Below are 18,314 nucleotides of genomic sequence, written 5' to 3' on the forward strand. Positions count from 1 at the left end.
TTATAGAGTGATTGATAAAATAAACTTTATAAAGTATAGATATTATTTAGCATATTGATATAATATCTTGCTTATGAATGATCGACTTGTCATGCTAAACATGGCTCGTTTGACCTATATTTTATGATAACTATAAGGATAATATCGATGTCTAAAGAAAGCCTAGCCACTTTACAACAAGCCTTTGATGAACGCCGGTCAATATATGCTTTGGGCAATGAGCTGCCAGTAGAGCCACAAGCAATTGTGAATATGGCAGAGCGTGCTTTATTACATACGCCTTCTGCTTTTAATTCACAATCTTCGCGCTTGGTCGTACTGTTTGGTGCCGAGCACCAGAAATTGTGGGATATCGCTGAAGAAAAACTGCGTGCAGCCGTCGGCGATGGCGACTTTTCTGGGACTAAGCAAAAGTTAGACGGCTTCCGTGCGTCAGCGGGTACAGTGCTGTTTTATGAAGATAAAAACGTGACTGAGTCATTGCAAGAGCAGTTTGCGTTATATGCAGATAGATTTCCAGTTTGGGCTCAGCAAACCTCAGCCATGCATCAGTATGCGATGTGGACTGAGCTACGTACTTTAAATGTTGGTGCCAACCTACAGCACTACAATCCGCTTGTGGATGAAGACGCAGCTAAGGCTTATGCTATCCCAGATAGTTGGGAGTTGGTGGCACAAATGCCATTTGGCAACATTGTTGAGCCTGCTGGCGAGAAAACGTATCAGCCAGTTAGTGAGCGTATGAAAGTGCTAGGTTTATAAAATACTTAAGCTTATAAACGCGCTAGATGTAGAAAATTGATAGTAATTTTTGAAATATGTTTAACTGAGTTGAAGTATTAGGTTTTCCAAATGCCTGAGTTTAAGCATTCAATTAAAAAAAGCACCTCAAAGCAAGCGCTTAAAAAAAGACAGCCCATATAAAGTGAGCTGTCTTTTTTATTCTAAGCTTAGTTCATGCTGCTATAGTCGATTCAATTTAAAAGTAGAACAAGGCAACCGAGTGTAGATGTATATTAAATACTTCAAGCGAGGCTAACGCTGTAATGCTTTTATAGTGGAATGACTATAAGAGCCTTTTTACCGAAATACTGAGCTGTCTGCCACTTTCGCCAAGCGTTTTTCTGTTCGCTTAAGGTCTCTCACTAGCATGACTGCAAACCATCCAGCGCCATATAATGCACTGCTATCTGTCTTCGACTTTAATTGATAGCGCTGTTGGTACATTTTATGATTATGATATTTATTCAAGGTCTTTTGCGCTTTTGCTAAGTATTTTAGCCAGCGTTTGCTTTCCTTCTTGGCTTTTTTCTTTTTTGACTTTTTCTTATCTAGTAATGGCGCAGTAAACTCACTGATATAAAGTAAGGTGGTTAACTGCTCATGCAGCTCGTGCTCTGCATTATTATCGTCTAGATCAATATTTTCTATATCGTCACTTTTTGAATCTACGTTTTCTAAGTCACTATCGTCTAAGTCAACACTTTGTAAATCGTCATCTTCCAAATCATTGCTTTCTATATTAATGTTATCTGAGCCAAGGTCTTTTTTACTCTGTAGCTCTTGTACTGCCTTGCCAAGCTTTGCCTGCTGTTTGGATAAGGTTTTTGCCAGTTTATCGATGGCGAGTTGATCAGCCTGTGGTTCAAGGCTTGGGTCGCTCATGGTAAAGGCGATCAGCTCAAGTAAGGTCAGCTGAAAATCGTTGGCACTGACAGCCTCTTTCGGAGTAATCTTCAGCGCATCCATATCTGTTGCCCAATCGACAGTAGGTGCACCATGCTGCTGTAAGTTAGGCTCTATATGTGAGGCAAGATGGGCAAGCTCTCGATATTCATTCAATAACGTGGCTGTTGGTTTTAGTATCGGCAGCCAGTCTGGATTGATTTCGTCAGAATAGCTGGCAAACGCTTGTAGGGCAGCTTGTAAGCGGGTAATGCCAATGTATAGTTGTAATGCATGGTCGTCGTCTTCGCTGCCAGCGACGATAGCGCTGCTATTGGGCAGTATTTGCAACAGACAGTTATGTACCGCTGCGCGCACAAAGGCAGGCATGCTGATTTTCTTATCGATATTTAGCTGGTCAAGGTCAGCGTGGACAGCTGGACTATGCTGTTGTCCTGTGATGAGTAAGCCACCGCGCTCAGCTTTGGTCACCGTCGACAAACAAAGCTTGTAGCGCTTACACCAAGTTTTGGCGGTTGCAAATAAAAAATCGATATCTCCTGATATCAGCTCAAACTCAATCTCTTGAATAGCATCACGCTGAGTATCATCATTACCGTGAATAATCTCTCCATAATCGTACGCCATCTCGACATGGTTATTTGCATCATTGTCACCATCCCTGCCACTATCATCCACTAGCAATCGTGTGGTGCGCTCTACATCGGTCACATATAACCGTGTGAGATTTTTAGCCAGTTTTTTTAGCTTAAATTCAGCCAGAGCAGGGGCGACAGAGGTGTTTTTATAAATGGTTAAATCAGGCATGAGCGTATTATTATCGAGCATCGCTTGTACTTGTTCATTATCCAGTACCGCATTATGCTCTAGGCGTGCTGCAATGCCATCGCCGCCCGCTTTGATGGTCTGTACCCAAGCATCGCCTTCTTTACGGATACGCAAGCCAATGCCTGCCTCTGCAAGCTGTTGGTCTGGGGTGTCGTAATAATGAGCAGCCAGTGTCGTCACCTCAGAAGATTTAACACGTGCTTGGCGCATCAAACCTTTCAGTCGCGACTCTGGTACCAAAAACTTTAGCTCTATCTCTTGCATGATGGCTCCCGATTATTTTAATAAATTTGAATGACTACCATCGTATGAAAGCTATCGGCGAATAACAAGCAAAATTTTTTCTATAAATACTCTGAGCCAATATTAGAGATATACTTTTAGTAGGTAATCATTATAATTAACGTTAATTATTGAACAAAAGTAGGATAAAGTGGTTGGCTTTATAATAGAAGCTAAAATATTTTTATCCAATATATTTATCATATCTCATAAAATGCCGGATTATAAAATAATGACGCAATGCAATCAAAAGAAGTATGACACTCATCAATCTCATTCAATATTACTGCCTAAAGCCTTGTTTCCATCAGTTTTATGTCTACCAATAATGCTTGGGTCTGTGTTATTGATAGTTGGCTGCGATAGCTCTTCTGAATATGCAGAAAGCAGCGCAGATCTGACAGCAGTGGCAACCGAAGAAGTTGCAGACGCTACAGAAGGGGAGATGGTCGGCATTATGTCAGATGTGGCATTCGATAACGCATCCGATGGCTTAGAGGTTGCAAACCTATCGAGCACTAGTGAACAGACCCTTGGTAGTCAGGCAGCAGACATTAAAATTGCGGGCAAAGCGCTATTAATAACTGCCAGTGCTGATTTTAAAGTTGAAGATGTCGTCAAAACTAGTGATGCTATTGAAAGTTTGACACGGCAACAGGCTGGTTATGTGGCACTGAGCAATATTAGCAATCATCCACGTGATAGTCGAACCTTTGTACAAGGCAATAAAGATATCACGATTACAACCTACACTCGTCAAGCTGACATGACGGTTCGTATTCCTCGCGCCAATGTCAGTAAGTTCCTAGCGCAATTACAACAGCAAGTCGCATTTTTAAATGAGCAGCAGTTTAGTGCTCAAGATGTGACATTAGATATTTATCGTGAACAGCTAACGAGCCAGCTAAATAGTGATATGGCAAGCGAGCTTAGCCAAGAACGCCTGAGTAGTAAAAATGATAAAGACCAAGGTAGCAATGTTGATGCTATTACCGCGACTTATGCGGCACGTCGTCAACAAAAGCTTGCCAAGCTTGAGCAACTGGCTATCGCTGATAAAGTTCAATATAGCACCATTAACCTGACCTTTATGCAGCCAGATATCAGTTATAAAGAAACCACACAAAATCTAGATGTGCTATTAGATGCTGAGCAGCCAAGTTTTAGTAGTGAAGTGAGTCAAGCATTTAAAGATGGCTTGGAGATACTTAGATCAGTAGCGCTTGGATTGATACAACTGTGGTGGTTGCTTGTACTTGGCGGTATTTTTTATCTAATTTACAGAATGATAAAGTCAATCTATCGTAAATTTTTTAAACATGATCCCCGTATAAAAAATATGAAGCGTGAGCTAATGGGTGAAAATCCAAAAAGCCACGATTCAATCGGTATACAGAGCAGTCAGGTAGAGGATAATAGCAATAATATGAAAGAGACTGATAGTAAGGATAATAACCACTCAAATTAAGAATTAACAAGCTCACAATGCTCAAAATCTTACAATAATAGAGTGCAAATAAGCAGACATAAAAAAAGCCGCCCTACAAGATAGGACGGCTTTCTCTATAACTGGTACTTACGAGATGTACTTATAAGTGGTCGGTAAGTGGTCGGTGATTAGAACTGGTTCATCGTGTTCTTGCCGCCGCCAGCTTTAAGGGCATTTTCACCAGAGAAGATCTCTTTGTGATCATCGCCAAGGTCAGAACCAGCCATTGCTTGGTGCTTCACACAAGCGATGCCTTCACGGATTTCTTTACGTTGTACGCCAGCTGCATAAGCAAGCATACCATCTTCACCGAAGTAGCCTTTAGCAAGCTCATGCACGCTAAGCGCAGTGGTGTGATAAGTAGGTAGCGTGATTAAGTGATGGAATACACCTGCTTCACGTGATGCATCACGTTGGAAGTTTCTAGCCGCTTCGTCAGCTGCTGTATCAAGTTCAGTACCATCGTAATCAGCACTCATCAAGTCATCTTTATTGTAGGCAGATAGGTCTTTGCCTTCTTCTTCCCACTGAGCGATGATTTGCTTACGGAAGTTCAGTGTCCAGTTGAATGATGGGCTGTTATTGTATACAAGCTTAGCTTTTGGCTGTTGCTCTTTAATACGGTCAACCATCATTTTGATGTGTGCGACGTCTGGAGTCGGTGTTTCGATCCATAGTAGATCAGCGCCATTTTCTAGAGCCGTTACACAGTCAAGTACGACACGGTCGATGTTCGTTTCTTCACGGAATTGATATAGACCATTTTGAAGACGAACTGGACGTACTAGTTTGCCGTTATGCTTAAGCAAGCTGTCGTTCTCTTTGGCGTTTTCTAGCGTGACTTCTTCCATCTCGATAAAATCGATGTACTGAGAAGCAAGATCGCCTGGCTCATTTGATACTGGAATTTTTTGCGTTAGTGATGCGCCTTCAGAGTCAGTACGAGCAACGATAACGCCGTCTTCAACACCAAGCTCTAAGAATGCATAACGAATAGCGTTGATTTTTGCGATATAGTCTTCATGCGGTACAGTGACTTTACCCGCTTGGTGACCACATTGCTTCGCGTCAGATACTTGGTTTTCAACCTGAATAGCACAAGCACCAGCTTCGATCATTTGCTTGGTTAGCAAGTAAGTGGCTTCTTCGTTACCGAAACCTGCATCGATGTCAGCAATGATTGGCACAACATGTGAATCAAAGTTTTCGATTTTTTCTAGGATAGCTGAGGTATCTTGACCCGCTTCTTCTGCAGCGTTTAGCTCACGGAAGTAGTCGTTCAATACTTTAGCATCAGCTTGACGCAAGAAGGTGTAGATTTCTTCGATTAGCTTAGGTACAGAGGTTTTTTCGTGCATAGATTGGTCAGGAAGAGGACCAAACTCAGAACGAAGGGCTGCAACCATCCAACCTGATAGGTAGATGTAAGTTTTAGACGTAGTACCGAAATATTTTTTCTTAGCATACATGGTTTGTTGAGCCACAAAACCATGCCATGCACCTAAAGACTGCGTGTACTGAGACGTATCATTGTCATAGTCTTCCATGTCTTGACGCATGATTTTTGCAGTATATTTGGCGATATCTAAGCCCGTTTTAAAACGGTTTTGTGACATCATACGTGCCGCATCGGTTTCGCTGATATTCTGCCAGTTACCGTGCTTTTGCTTTAATTCACGTACTAAGTCGATCGCTGATTTATATGCAGTTGACATCTATGTCTCCTTGGGGTGGTGAAAATTAGTAACTTAGAAAATTACAAGTATTGAGGTAATTTTGATATATGTAGAAAGATGCTGGCAGAAGTGAAAATCTAAAATATAAACCTTATGCGTTAGCAATCTCTACTAAACTATAAGAAAATTATGATAAAAGCAAATAAAACCTGTCTAATTGGTCAGCTTTTATTATTGGGTCTTTCGTTTTAGGTTGAATGCGATTTTTATAAGCCTTTTTTGACTGTTAAAGTGCTTATTGCCCTAAAAAGTGCCAACTACTCATTCAAGCTTAAAAACAAATGAGAGCAAAAAATTAAGTTTGTGTAATAAATGTTATGTCCGTATTTCCGCATGAAAATACGATAAAATACCTATGGTAGTCAATCCATCAAAACGCACGGCGACTGCCTAACATTAAACAAGGACTGATTAAGCGCTTGCTAGCCACTATAGCTAGGTTACCTTGATTTATCTAGTTTATGATTATTATCTTGGGTATTTAATTTTATGATAGTGCATATAAAACAATGACTTATGATTAATGATTTCAGTTATAATAAGCGTATATCAAAATAATTAATATAAAATTGTCCTTATTTCATGCTGTTATAGATGATTTATACTAAATAACAGGGCAAAAAACGCCGCGTTTGTAGTGGTATTTATTTTAAGGTAAAGAGACATATATGAATTTGCAGCGGGTAGATTTAAATTTATTGGTACATCTAGATGTGTTGTTACGAGAAAAAAACGTCACTCGTGCAGCTGAGCAGCTTGGCATTACCCAACCTGCCATGAGTAATATTTTGCGCCGGCTGCGTAAGCTATTTAATGATCCATTGCTGGTACGCTCATCTGAAGGTATGACACCGACTGAACGCGCTTTGGAGTTGCAACCTCGTATCCGTGAAATACTGGCGGATTTGACACAAGTATTAGAGCCACGCACAGAATTTCGTCCTTATAGTACCTCGCGCGTTTTTCGCATCATGACCTCAGACTATGCTGAAGCGACACTGGTACCAAAATTGGTCAAAGCATTGCGTTCAGAGGCACCAAATGTCATCTTAGATTTCTTAACGCCATCGGACGTCTCATATCGTGATATGGAGCAGGGGCGAGTGGATTTGGCGATCAACCGCTTTAATGAAATTCCGCAAAGTTTCCACCAAGTCCTAGTCTGGCGTGATACCTTTAGCTGCCTATTGTCCTCTGACAGTCCCTATGCTCATCGGTTTAATCTTAAAAATTATCTTAAGGCGCAGCACGTTTGGGTCTCTAAAACTGGTATGGGTGTGGGATTTGGTGTCAATCCAGAAAAATCTGGTGGCCTAGGTTCAATTGATCAAGCACTGCAACGTTTAGGTCAAAAACGTCAAATCAGTGTTTTTACCCGCCACTATCAAATGCCAGCCATGCTTGCAGCCAATAAAGATTTGGTTGCAACTTTGCCTACGCGTGTAGCAAAAATGCAGGCTAATAACGATAGTATCATGATGGTCGAGCCACCATTTTTTATCCCTGAATTTGAGCTAACAATGGCATGGTCGCCTTTGTTGCAGCATCATCCCGCCCATCGTTGGTTGCGTCAGCTTATCATGCATGTGGCTCGTCAAATTGTTGACGAAGAAGAAAATCCACCCCAAGAAATTCCTGTGATGAATCATTTGTTTTAAGCCATTTATTTTTGGTTATCGATTGCTTATTTATTAAACCAGCCCAAGCGCTGGTTTTTTATTGGCGTAATTTTACTGAAAAATCTCGTCCAAGATTTTGACCTAATAAATCAGTCAGTCACATTCTTAACATCTTACGAACACTTCTTTATAACTTGTAAAACTACTCGTTGCACATTTTGCTATGATAAATCCCACTTAAGAAAAAAGACAAATACATAGCCTATTGTTAAGTTATACGACAGTATCGGATTTCATAAAATCGTTGATGAAATTGTCCAATCTAACCAGATACGTTTATAAAAATGACTATGCTTGGTTTATGTGTTTCTAAGGTTTATGTGTTTCTAAGATTTCAGATGATAAAGCGATAAATTTTTAAACCAATAAAATAGTTGAATAAATAAGGATAATAATCATGGCAGATATTACTACTATAAACCCAGCAACGGGTGAAGCGATCAAAGAATACGATTACATGAGTAATGACGAGGTGAACAAGATTGTTGAATCCTCGCACCAAGCATTTACTGAGTGGCGTAAAACCAGCCATGAAGCGCGTGCAAAAGTCATCAATTCTATCGGTGAGACATTGCTCAAGTATAAAGAAGAGTTGTCTAAACTCATGACTGAGGAGCGTGGTAAGCTCTATAGTCAGAGTTTGCAAGAAATAGATTTGTGTAAAGCAATTTGCGACTATACCGCAGAAAAAGGAGTGGCTGCACTTGCTGACGATGAACGTGATATTGAAGGCTTGAAGAAAGGTATTGTGACTTATCAGCCTATCGGTGTCATTTATGGCATGCAGCCATGGAACTTTCCTGCTTACCAAGTATTCCGTTATACCATCGCAAATCTGATGGCAGGTAATAGTATTTTACTCAAGCACGCGTCAAACGTGACTGGTTCAGGCTTGTTAATCGAAAAAATCTTCCATGAGTCAGAGTTACCAAACGATTTGTTCCGTACGATTTTAATCGATCACGACCAATCAGAGGCATTAATCGGTCATGACAAAGTGCGCGGTGTCACACTGACAGGTAGCGACGGCGCTGGTAGCATTGTAGGTCAGCAAGCAGCAAAAGCCATTAAAAAAGTGGTGCTAGAATTAGGCTCAAACGATGCCTTTATTGTCTTAGAAGATGCTGATGTAGAGTTAGCGGTAGAAACTTGTACCCAAGCGCGTCTCATTAATAATGGTGAAACTTGTGTCGCCGCTAAGCGCTTTATCGTCGTTGATAGCTTATACGATGATTTCCGTGAACGCATTGTCAAAAAGTTTGCAGATGCTAAATCTGGTGATCCGATGAATGATGACTCTGATCTTGGTCCGTTAGCCCGCAAAGATTTACAAGAAAAATTGCATGAGCAAGTAGAGGACAGTGTGGCAAAAGGCGCAACGATTGCTGTTGGTGGTCAATTGCCAGAAGGTAAAGGCAGTTTTTATCCAGCAACTATCTTGGAGAATGTCGAAAAAGGACAACCTGCCTATGATGACGAATTATTTGGTCCTGTCGCCTCATTAATACGAGCCAAAGACCAAGATGATGCATTACGCATTGCCAATGACAGTCGCTACGGTTTGGGCGGTGCTATCTTCTCTAAAGACGAAGACAAAGCCATTCGCCTAGCGCGCGAAGAGTTTGATACGGGCATGGTTTACATCAATGGTTACGGTCTTGCAAATCCAGCGTTGCCATTTGGTGGAGTGAAGAACTCAGGTCATGGTCGCGAGCATGGCGGTTTTGGTATCAAAGAATTTGTAAATATTAAAGGGTTACACGTTCATAAAAGTCAATAATAGCTGAAGTCTTCGGGATTAATATGCTTTAGAAGATTTTAAAGGTAGCTATTAGAAAGCCCAGTCATTCATTGAGTGACTGGGCTTTTTTATGCGAAGAGTTTAAGTTTGATAGTTGGTGCCTGATAATTTGTGACTGTCACTATTTATTCAGTCGTTCAAATATAGTTTTAACGGTAGCGTTGGTAAAGACATACTTTGTTGATTGGCTGCTTGAGCATGGTCTAGCGAGAGTGCGCCTTTGGCCAATAATAAAATCGTCCAAGGGAGCAATTGATGCTCAAGCTTTTGCACGCGTGCTTGCAAACTATTGGCAGTGTCTTTTTGATGTATCTCTAACAGCGCTTGGGTCAAAACAGCCCCCGCATCCAGCTCAGCAGTGACGACATGAATACTACAGCCATGATGTCGCTCACCTGCTTGTATCGCACGTTGATGGGTATCGAGGCCTTTATAGACAGGTAGCAAAGAGGGGTGCAAATTAATCATCGGCGCTGGTGCATTATCGATAAATGAGCCACTCAATACGCGCATAAACCCTGCCAAGACAATTAAGTCAGGCTGCCATGCGCTTAATTGCTCGCTGGCATGACTCTCAAAAGTCTTGATGCCCATGCGTTTGCCGCTAGCAACATGTGACAATACTGCCACAGGAATGTCAGCGTCTTTTGCACGGGTGATGGCATAAGCATCCTCACGGTTACTAATGACGCCAACAATCTCAATTGGCAGTGCGCCAGCTTGCATCGCATCTATCAGTACTTGCAAGTTGCTACCACTACCAGATACCAAGACAGCAATGCGCAAAGGCTTACTGTCTTGACGTGTATTGGTTGATATTAACGATATTTCTGACATTAACGGTACACCACAGCATCCGCTTCACGCTTCACCATTTCGCCTAATTGCCAAGCTTTTTCACCAGCATCATTCAAAGTTTGAATAGCCGCATCTGCTTTATCTTTAGGCACGACAATGACAAAACCAACGCCGCAGTTAAAGGTGCGGTACATCTCGCTTTGTTCAATATTTCCTTGGGTTTGTAACCAAGTGAATAGCTCTGAGAACTGCCAGCTAGTCGTATCAATGCTAGCAGCTAAATTCTCTGGTAATACACGTGGTAAATTATCGGTTAAGCCGCCACCAGTGATGTGTGACATTGCATGTAATGCTGAGCTACCAAGAGTATCTTGTAGCGCTTTAATCGCTTTAACATAGATGCGAGTAGGAGCCATTAACGCGTCTTGGATAGGCTGACCATCTAATTGCTCATCGCTGCTCGTCACATCAATGCCGCTGACTTCGATGACTTTACGTACCAATGAATAACCGTTTGAGTGTGCACCACTTGAAGCAAGAGCGATCAATACATCGCCTTCCGCGACGTTTTCGCCAGTGATGACTTCCGCTTCTTCGACCACACCGACACAAAATCCAGCCAAGTCATAATCGTCGTCTTGATACATACCTGGCATCTCAGCGGTTTCGCCGCCGATCAGAGCACAGTTTGATAGCTTACAGCCTTCACCAATACCTGTGACCACAGTCGCTGCTACATCAATATCAAGCTTGCCAGTTGCATAATAGTCTAAGAAAAATAATGGCTCTGCACCGCAAACCAATAAATCGTTGACGCACATGGCGACCAAGTCGATACCGATAGTGTCATGACGATTCAGCTGTAATGCCAGCTTGAGCTTAGTACCGACGCCGTCAGTGCCTGACACGAGTAGAGGAGAGGTGTAACCAGTTGGTATACGACAAAGCGCTCCAAAGCCGCCAAGTCCGCCCACAACCTCAGGACGAGAGGTGGCTTTTGCCACTGATTTAATACGTTGTACCAACGCATCGCCAGCATCAATATCAACACCAGCATCTTTGTAGCTTAAAGAAGGCTTGTTACTCATGGTCATCTCACAAATTTTATAGGGAATGAAGGTCTGTCAGTAGAAAATCGAGTTGGTCGTGTTAATTCTGAATATAGTGCGCGCATTATACCCAAAAATGACCCTTACTCGCAAAGCAACTTGCGGATATTTGGCGGATATTTCACGAAGACTGACTTTAAGTGGTAAATAAAAAGTTAAGAAACAAAAAATGACGGATTTTTTGCTGTACTCTGCGATAATGGAACGCTAAATTTATTGTCGATAACAGTTCGCTATTACGCCGTTGTTGTACGATAAGACGTATCATTTCTTTCAATTATGCTCCCATCTTAAATCAGCCTATCATAGGATTCCTTGTCATGATGAACCAACCAATAGATCCTTTTTTTCGGCGCTTATTTATTGTCGTTGCTATGGTAGTGGGTGTCCTCTTATTGTATTTAATGATGCCAGTTATTATACCGTTTATCTTTGCTTTCGTACTGGCTTACTTATTCAATCCGCTGGTCAAACGATTGTCGAAATATATCAGACGCTGGATAGCAATTATCATTGTTTACTCTACCATCACTTTAGGAATGGTGCTGCTGCTTTGGTGGTTAATACCGACATTGTGGCATCAGTTGCAAGCGGCGTGGGATTATATGCCAAAGATTTTAACTTGGTATAATGAAGTGGTACGTCAATGGTTCGCTAGCAATACCCGTATTCGACTACCAGAGCTAGAAGCGAAAGGCTTTTCTGATACGTTAGTCGAGTATATGCAGACCAATTATAAGTTTGAAGATGCCAGTACCATGATGAACCAAATATTGGTTTCAAGCATGAACTTTATCAATAGTGCTGGACTCATTGTGCTAGTACCTATTTTAACTTTTTATTTTTTGTTCAATTGGGATCAGCGTTTACAGACATGGAAGCTAGCGATTCCTCGTGCCTATAGCAAAAAAGTTATCCAAATTGCTCAAGAGTGTGACAGTGCATTGATGGCATTTATCAAAGGTCAGCTATTGGTCATGGTATTATTGGGAGCTATTTATGCGGTGCAATTACAGCTTATTGGGCTTGAGCTAGGGCTTATCATTGGTATGGTTGCTGGTATTGCCAGCTTTGTTCCTTACCTTGGTTTTGGCATTGGTTTTATCGCTGCCATTATCGCTTGCCTGTTCCAGTTTGGGTTAAATTGGACGTATCTGTCGCTGATCGTCGGTGCTTTTTTGGTTGGACAGGCTGCCGAAGGTTATATCCTGCAGCCATTGCTGTTGGGTGATAAGATTGGTCTATCGCCGCTGTGGGTCATTTTTGCAGTATTGGCAGGCGCAAGCCTATTGGGTTTCGTTGGTATGCTAATTGCTCTGCCTGTCTCTGCTGTGCTTAATGTACTGTTCCGCCATTTATACGCCTACTATCGTACGACTGATTTTTATAAGGGTCGTAAGCAGTTGGCTCTGTTTGAGAAGAGATAAGGGCTTTATCCTGAAAGTGAGAGGGTCATTATTAATCAGTATATGGTGTGAGATAAACAGCGATCGATAAGGCTTAATAGGTAAAAGACTTGTCAGTCATTTTGCAAATATGTTATATATAGGCGCAGTATTCACAGTGTTAGCCGTTAACCAATTAGTCGTTAACAAGATGACTTTTGATTAAGTAACCCTCGAATATATCCCTAATTAAAACGACGAGATGCTAACGTAGTAAGTTTATATCAGGTAGTATGAGAGCATCTCAAAGACAGTTATTAATAATTTATCCTTTTATTTATTGCATTACGCAAAACGAGTTGATGATTCATGGCAGAAGCACAGCTAAGTCTCAATCTGGACATTAAGCATGATGCAAGTCTAAGTGACTTCGCCGGTCCTGGTTGGATGTCGATTATTGACGCAGTGCGACAGTTACATGTCGGCCTGATCGGTCAGCTGTACCTATTTGGCAGTCCTGCTACAGGCAAGTCGCACTTATTATCTGCTATTTGTGAATCATTTATTGAGATGGACAAGTCAGCGATTTGTTTGTCACTCAATGAGTTGATTCATACCGATGTGCACGTTCTTTCATCTCTAGAAAATTTCGATCTAATCGCGATCGATGATTTAGAGGTGCTGGAGCAAAGCAGTCAATGGCAAGAAGCGTTATTTCATTTAATCAATCGTAGTCGTGAAGGTCAGCGCCAATTGTTGTTTGCAGCCAATAAGCCTGCTGGTGAGTTGCCCTTTCAACTAAGAGATTTGCTGACTCGTTTGGCTCAGGCACCTACGTTCAAAGTACCCAATGGTCATGACTTAGCCGACCGTCAGGCGTTATTACAATCTATCTTGCGTCGACGTGGTTGGCAGTTTGATGATCGAATTATTGATTATTTGCTTACTGAGGGACCACATCGCATCGGTGCGATGATGGAAGTACTCAATTATATTCAGCCGATGTTTTCGAACCTTGGGCGTAGCAATATATCCAAAGCCGTCATCACTGACGCATTGCGTACCATTGATGAGCAGACTCTAGCAGCAGAGCTTGCTGATATTGCGCAAGAGACACAAGTAGATAACGATTCAGCGGAACAAGATCAACATACGATGCCACTCGATTTTTAGCATTAACAACTAAAGTCTTTTATCCAAAACGCTTTTACTATTGCCAAAACGTTTTCACTATTAATGGAATCACTTATGAAATCCAATGCTTCTTTGCTAAAAAAACTGACCATCAGCACGTTGCTGATTGGTGCAGGCTCTGTCTCTATGCTGTCGCATGCCGAAGTAACGCTACTGGTTGATGACCATATCAAAGTCACGGCTATCAATGGGCAAGAAGTGCAGCAGAGCGCTTTTCAACCATTGACTAAAAAGTTCACGCTTCAGCCGGGTCAACATGCGATTACTGCGAAGTATGATCGCTTATATGACTTGCGCCGTGATGAGCATGATTATTTACGTTCGGGTAATGTGAGCGTGACAGCAGAATTGGCGGACAATCAAACCTATCGTCTGACCATGCCAAATCAGCCAGAAGAGTATGCAGCAGCTAAAGAATATGCCAAGCGTCCGATACTGGCAGTAGAGAAAAACAATACTGTGATTGCAAGTCAGCAAGGTATCGCTGGTAATCAAGGTGGATTGTTGTCAGGTTTAGGCAAGGCGTTCGGCGGTGTATTTGGCGGGGCAGATGATGCAGAGCTACAGAATCAGCGTGCGATTGCCGCATTAGATCAACCAAATGTGAATACGGGTACGGTAGCGACTACTAAGCAAACCACTAGCGTTAGTTCATCTGCTAATACCTTAGATCAATTTATGCAAATTTGGTTACAAGCCACGCCTGCTGAGCGCGAAAAAATGCGTCAATGGATGCAAAAATAAGGTTTCATTAGCAACAGCAAGCACAAAAAAAGCACCTAAAGTAGGTGCTTTTTTATGATCTAGATTTTAGGGCGTGCCCTCAATCCAATCAATTACTCTCTAAATGGGCTAAAAATGGCTAAATTTTGTTAAACATCGTCAAATAGCTTATCAATATCTCGATATTAACAGCGCTATCTTCCTTGTTTAACTGCAATTTATCTCATTTTTATCACCATTTTTAAAATGAGGACACGCCCTAGTGATGTACTGTTTAATTAGTAATGATTAACCCAAAAAGGCGTTATACATCCAGATGAGCTTTTCTTGCTCTTGTACATAGGCATCTATGAGATCAGCTGTTCCTTGATCTTCGCTGTCTGCTGCTAGAGCAGATACTTTACGCTGCTCTGTAATCAAAGCTTGTAAACCAGTTACCACGCCTTTCACACAAGCATTGCCATCTTTGACGTTTTTATCTTCTTGAATGCTAGTATGCTGAGTAAAATCGCTATAAGCGTGCAGCGGTGTGCCGCCCAAAGTTAAAATACGTTCAGCGATTTCATCAATTTGTAATTGTAGCGCAGTATACAGTTCTTCAAATTTTGGATGCAAGGTGAAAAAATGCTCACCTTTTACATTCCAGTGATAGCCACGGACGTTTAAATAAAAGACGTGGTAAGTTGACAATAAATTGTTTAGTTGTGCAATGACTTCGCTCATGTCAGCTTTTTCTAGACCGATTTGATTAGTAGCGTTACTCATAATATTATCCTTATAGTTTGAGTGTTGAGATAAAACATTAAATGAAGAAGGTGAGAAGTGTAGCAACTCGTGTGCTGCATTACTATGCTCTTTAATATATTAACGCTTTTCAGCCTTAAAAAGTAACAATCTTAGAAAATAGTATGATAAAACTGCCATATAGAATGGCGTCAGCTTAAGCTAAAATCATAACTATACATTCATATAATTTAGACCAGTTATCACCTTTCTTCTTACAGATATTATAATAGTAGAGCACCATCGATAAGTTAATTTTAATAAATTTATAATTATGATTGGTTTTGTAAAAAGCATTTTTTATTGATCATTTCTTTATCGCTCATATAATAAGCGATAAAGAAGTCTTCTACTATTTTATGCTGGCGGCTGTAAGTTTTCAGGATTTAAGCCTTTAACGGGGATAACTTCTTGCAAATGCTGACGTACCGTATCGATCGGGAACTTCTGTGCTTCTAAGCGCTTTGGCACAATTTGGCTGCCTTGTTGACCTTTCATCTCAAACATCATAAAGATATAGTCGTCCGTCTCATCCCAGCTTTTGACAGCTGACCATGGAATGACGGCTTGCTGGGTTGTGCCTGCTCGCATTTGCATGCCGCGCATTTGGTTGTTATTAAATGTGTCAGGCTGATTCACTGGCATCGCCATGACGAGGCCATGCTTTTGTACGCCCAATTTCATCTGACGCATCTCGTCTGGCATCTCTTGATCGGCCACTTGCTTGTCAAACTCTCTTTTCACATACCATTTAAAGCCAAGGGTACGAACCAGTAAATAAATGACGACTGAAACTAGCATCAGCCAAAAGATAATGGTTGAGTAGCCTGTCACAAAAACCAACCCTGCGATCGCTAGTACCACGGTTACCGCCATAATGATCCATTCTTTCGTTTTGATACTTTTTAGACCGAAAGAAGGGCTGGCACTGGCAAATAGCTCGTATTGTGCTTGATGAAATTCTGCCTCAGTTAGGTTTAAGGCGACAGGTTGTAGCGTATAGGGGTACAAGGCCATAAAGGTTTCTCAAATACTTGTATTGAAAGTGTTGGGTTTAAATCGACAAAACGTAGCAGCTACGTCGTACTTGGCTAGAAGTCGAATAAAAGGTATGCGCTTATCTTACCGAAAAGTACCCCTAAATGAAACATATAAGCCGCTCTGTTCGTTGATAGAGGTGATATTAATGGTTTTAATAAGGATGGGCGAGGCTTATTGAGGTGAGCTGAACTTTGAGAGATGCATTTAAAGCAAATGTAACTGGCTACGGATAATGAAAGTAATAAATGAAAATTCAATCAGCAGCGGTCAAAACATGGTCAAATCTGCTGTGTCTTGGTATTATAGCGGCTATCACTTATTTTGATAAAATCAGCACCTTTAAAAACAGTATCTTTAAAAATAACACTTTCGAACCTCTTCCTCACTTCTAGCGTTACAGGCAACTATTATGATTGATCCAAAACTCTTACGCGGCGATTTAAGCGATTTACAACAGCAACTGGCCACTCGTGGTTATGCACTTGACATAGATTTTTGGCAAACAGTTGAGTCAGAACGTAAATCTTTGCAGATCAAAACCGAAGAGTTGCAGTCGAGCCGTAATGCGGGTGCTAAGCAAGTGGGTGCTTTGAAAAAGTCAGGCGAAGATGCCAGTGAGCTATTGGCTGAGATGCAGAATGTCAGCGGTGAGATTAAAACAGCCGAAGACGAGCTGCGCACTCTACAAGAGCGTATCAACAAAGCTGCTATGCAAATTCCAAATATTCCAGCAGCCGATGTGCCAGTGGGTACGTCAGAAGAGGATAACGTAGAAGTGCGCAAGTGGGGTACGCCTCGTACGTTTGATTTTGAAATTCAAGATCACACTTATATTGGCGAGACACTTGGTATGCTCGACTTTGAAGCCGCGACTAAGCTGACTGGCAGCCGCTTTAATGTACTAAAAGGACAGTTGGCACAAATGCATCGCGCGTTGATTCAATTTATGCTAAATACCCATACCATGAAGTACGGCTATCTTGAGACCTATGTGCCTTATATTGTGAATTCAGATAGTCTCAAAGGTACGGGGCAGCTGCCTAAGTTTGAAGATGATTTATTTAAGCTGAAAAATCATACAAACAACGAAGATATGGACTTCTATCTCATTCCTACTGCTGAAGTTCCAATGACCAATTTGGTACGTGGCGAGCGTTTGGATATTAGCGAGCTGCCGCTTAAATTTACCGCGCATACGCCTTGTTTCCGTAGTGAGGCGGGCTCTCATGGTCGTGATACTCGTGGTTTGATCCGTCAGCATCAGTTTGAGAAAGTCGAGATGGTCAATATTGCTACGGCTGAGCAGTCTGATGAATTGCTTGAGGCAATGACTGGACAAGCTGAATATATCTTGCAGCAATTGAACCTGCCATACCGCACTGTGCAGTTATGTACAGGTGATATGGGCTTTGCAGCGCAAAAGACTTATGATATCGAAGTATGGTTACCGAGCCAAGATACCTATCGTGAAATCTCAAGCTGCTCTAACTGTGGTGACTTCCAAGCGCGCCGTATGGGCACACGTGTCAAAGATGGTAAACAAACCAGCTTAGCACACACGCTAAATGGTTCAGGCTTGGCAGTGGGTCGTACACTATTGGCAGTGATGGAAAATCATCAAAATGCTGATGGTAGTATCACCATTCCAGAAGTATTGCGTCCGTTCATGGGCGGTGCTGAGACGATTTCAGTTTAATATCTATATTGCTTGTACTAGCTGTGAGTTACTAAGATGACTCACAGCTTTTTAATATAGGGTAGTTTGATAAAACTGATATGA

General features: G+C 41.6%; 14 protein-coding genes. 8 read left to right on the plus strand and 6 right to left on the minus strand.

Going from position 1 to position 18,314, the window contains the following annotated elements:
* Window positions 1-147 precede the first annotated feature (147 nt).
* On the plus strand, window positions 148-762 hold the full coding sequence (locus ACP69U_RS08900; protein ID WP_426138333.1) for a nitroreductase family protein: 615 nt from the start codon (window positions 148-150) through the stop codon (window positions 760-762).
* Between the two features lie 318 nt (window positions 763-1,080).
* Here ACP69U_RS08900 and ACP69U_RS08905 read toward each other — a convergent pair whose 3' ends face one another.
* Window positions 1,081-2,778 (minus strand): CYTH domain-containing protein, encoded by a 1,698-nt coding sequence (locus ACP69U_RS08905; RefSeq protein WP_426138334.1) that lies wholly within the window; start codon window positions 2,776-2,778, stop codon window positions 1,081-1,083.
* A gap of 358 nt (window positions 2,779-3,136) precedes the next feature.
* Here ACP69U_RS08905 and ACP69U_RS08910 point away from each other — a divergent pair, with 358 nt between their 5' ends.
* Window positions 3,137-4,264: a DUF4349 domain-containing protein gene (locus tag ACP69U_RS08910; RefSeq protein WP_426138336.1), complete on the plus strand. Its 1,128-nt coding sequence runs from the start codon at window positions 3,137-3,139 to the stop codon at window positions 4,262-4,264.
* Window positions 4,265-4,413: 149 nt separating this feature from the next.
* Here ACP69U_RS08910 and ACP69U_RS08915 read toward each other — a convergent pair whose 3' ends face one another.
* Window positions 4,414-6,000 (minus strand): isocitrate lyase, encoded by a 1,587-nt coding sequence (locus tag ACP69U_RS08915; protein ID WP_045444527.1) that lies wholly within the window; start codon window positions 5,998-6,000, stop codon window positions 4,414-4,416.
* Between the two features lie 689 nt (window positions 6,001-6,689).
* On the opposite strand from ACP69U_RS08915, the gene ACP69U_RS08920 reads away from it, so the two are divergent.
* Entirely contained in the window at window positions 6,690-7,679 is a 990-nt protein-coding gene (locus ACP69U_RS08920; RefSeq protein ID WP_045444529.1) for a LysR family transcriptional regulator, read from the plus strand.
* 418 nt (window positions 7,680-8,097) lie between these two features.
* Window positions 8,098-9,480, plus strand: a complete 1,383-nt coding sequence (locus ACP69U_RS08925) for an NAD-dependent succinate-semialdehyde dehydrogenase (protein WP_201560342.1) — start codon at window positions 8,098-8,100, stop codon at window positions 9,478-9,480.
* A gap of 150 nt (window positions 9,481-9,630) precedes the next feature.
* On the opposite strand, the gene purN is transcribed toward ACP69U_RS08925, so the two are convergent.
* Complete coding sequence (gene purN / locus ACP69U_RS08930) at window positions 9,631-10,338, minus strand: phosphoribosylglycinamide formyltransferase (RefSeq protein ID WP_201560341.1); 708 nt, start codon at window positions 10,336-10,338, stop codon at window positions 9,631-9,633.
* Window positions 10,338-11,387 (minus strand): phosphoribosylformylglycinamidine cyclo-ligase, encoded by a 1,050-nt coding sequence (gene purM / locus ACP69U_RS08935; protein WP_426138337.1) that lies wholly within the window; start codon window positions 11,385-11,387, stop codon window positions 10,338-10,340. Before purM ends, purN begins: the two co-directional genes overlap by 1 nt.
* A 341-nt stretch (window positions 11,388-11,728) precedes the next feature.
* On the opposite strand from purM, the gene ACP69U_RS08940 reads away from it, so the two are divergent.
* The 3 genes from ACP69U_RS08940 to ACP69U_RS08950 all read left to right on the plus strand — a co-directional run bounded on the left by ACP69U_RS08940 (window position 11,729) and on the right by ACP69U_RS08950 (window position 14,731).
* Window positions 11,729-12,835 (plus strand): AI-2E family transporter, encoded by a 1,107-nt coding sequence (locus ACP69U_RS08940; protein ID WP_426138338.1) that lies wholly within the window; start codon window positions 11,729-11,731, stop codon window positions 12,833-12,835.
* Between the two features lie 327 nt (window positions 12,836-13,162).
* A complete protein-coding gene (gene hda / locus ACP69U_RS08945; protein ID WP_426138339.1) occupies window positions 13,163-13,966 on the plus strand; it encodes a DnaA regulatory inactivator Hda in 804 nt (267 codons plus the stop codon).
* Between the two features lie 75 nt (window positions 13,967-14,041).
* Window positions 14,042-14,731 (plus strand): DUF2057 family protein, encoded by a 690-nt coding sequence (locus ACP69U_RS08950; protein ID WP_426138340.1) that lies wholly within the window; start codon window positions 14,042-14,044, stop codon window positions 14,729-14,731.
* A gap of 267 nt (window positions 14,732-14,998) precedes the next feature.
* On the opposite strand, the gene ACP69U_RS08955 is transcribed toward ACP69U_RS08950, so the two are convergent.
* Window positions 14,999-15,475 (minus strand): Dps family protein, encoded by a 477-nt coding sequence (locus ACP69U_RS08955; RefSeq protein ID WP_426138341.1) that lies wholly within the window; start codon window positions 15,473-15,475, stop codon window positions 14,999-15,001.
* A 375-nt stretch (window positions 15,476-15,850) separates the two neighbouring features.
* Window positions 15,851-16,510, minus strand: coding sequence for a YcxB family protein (locus ACP69U_RS08960; protein WP_045453124.1), 660 nt, complete (start codon window positions 16,508-16,510; stop codon window positions 15,851-15,853).
* A gap of 433 nt (window positions 16,511-16,943) precedes the next feature.
* Here ACP69U_RS08960 and serS point away from each other — a divergent pair, with 433 nt between their 5' ends.
* Window positions 16,944-18,230: a serine--tRNA ligase gene (serS, locus tag ACP69U_RS08965; RefSeq protein ID WP_426138342.1), complete on the plus strand. Its 1,287-nt coding sequence runs from the start codon at window positions 16,944-16,946 to the stop codon at window positions 18,228-18,230.
* The last annotated feature ends 84 nt before the right edge of the window (window positions 18,231-18,314 follow it).

The organism is Psychrobacter sp. TWR1-1-1 (genome assembly GCF_049895865.1).
Lineage (GTDB): Bacteria > Pseudomonadota > Gammaproteobacteria > Pseudomonadales > Moraxellaceae > Psychrobacter > Psychrobacter immobilis_A.

Coding starts and splice junctions, on each gene's coding strand:
- hda (WP_426138339.1), top strand. CDS start 13,163: ATGGCAGAAGCACAGCTAAGTCTCAATCTGGACATTAAGCATGATGCA.
- purM (WP_426138337.1), bottom strand. CDS start 11,387: ATGAGTAACAAGCCTTCTTTAAGCTACAAAGATGCTGGTGTTGATATT.
- ACP69U_RS08940 (WP_426138338.1), top strand. CDS start 11,729: ATGATGAACCAACCAATAGATCCTTTTTTTCGGCGCTTATTTATTGTC.
- ACP69U_RS08960 (WP_045453124.1), bottom strand. CDS start 16,510: ATGGCCTTGTACCCCTATACGCTACAACCTGTCGCCTTAAACCTAACT.
- serS (WP_426138342.1), top strand. CDS start 16,944: ATGATTGATCCAAAACTCTTACGCGGCGATTTAAGCGATTTACAACAG.
- ACP69U_RS08900 (WP_426138333.1), top strand. CDS start 148: ATGTCTAAAGAAAGCCTAGCCACTTTACAACAAGCCTTTGATGAACGC.
- purN (WP_201560341.1), bottom strand. CDS start 10,338: ATGTCAGAAATATCGTTAATATCAACCAATACACGTCAAGACAGTAAG.
- ACP69U_RS08920 (WP_045444529.1), top strand. CDS start 6,690: ATGAATTTGCAGCGGGTAGATTTAAATTTATTGGTACATCTAGATGTG.
- ACP69U_RS08905 (WP_426138334.1), bottom strand. CDS start 2,778: ATGCAAGAGATAGAGCTAAAGTTTTTGGTACCAGAGTCGCGACTGAAA.
- ACP69U_RS08950 (WP_426138340.1), top strand. CDS start 14,042: ATGAAATCCAATGCTTCTTTGCTAAAAAAACTGACCATCAGCACGTTG.
- ACP69U_RS08915 (WP_045444527.1), bottom strand. CDS start 6,000: ATGTCAACTGCATATAAATCAGCGATCGACTTAGTACGTGAATTAAAG.
- ACP69U_RS08925 (WP_201560342.1), top strand. CDS start 8,098: ATGGCAGATATTACTACTATAAACCCAGCAACGGGTGAAGCGATCAAA.
- ACP69U_RS08955 (WP_426138341.1), bottom strand. CDS start 15,475: ATGAGTAACGCTACTAATCAAATCGGTCTAGAAAAAGCTGACATGAGC.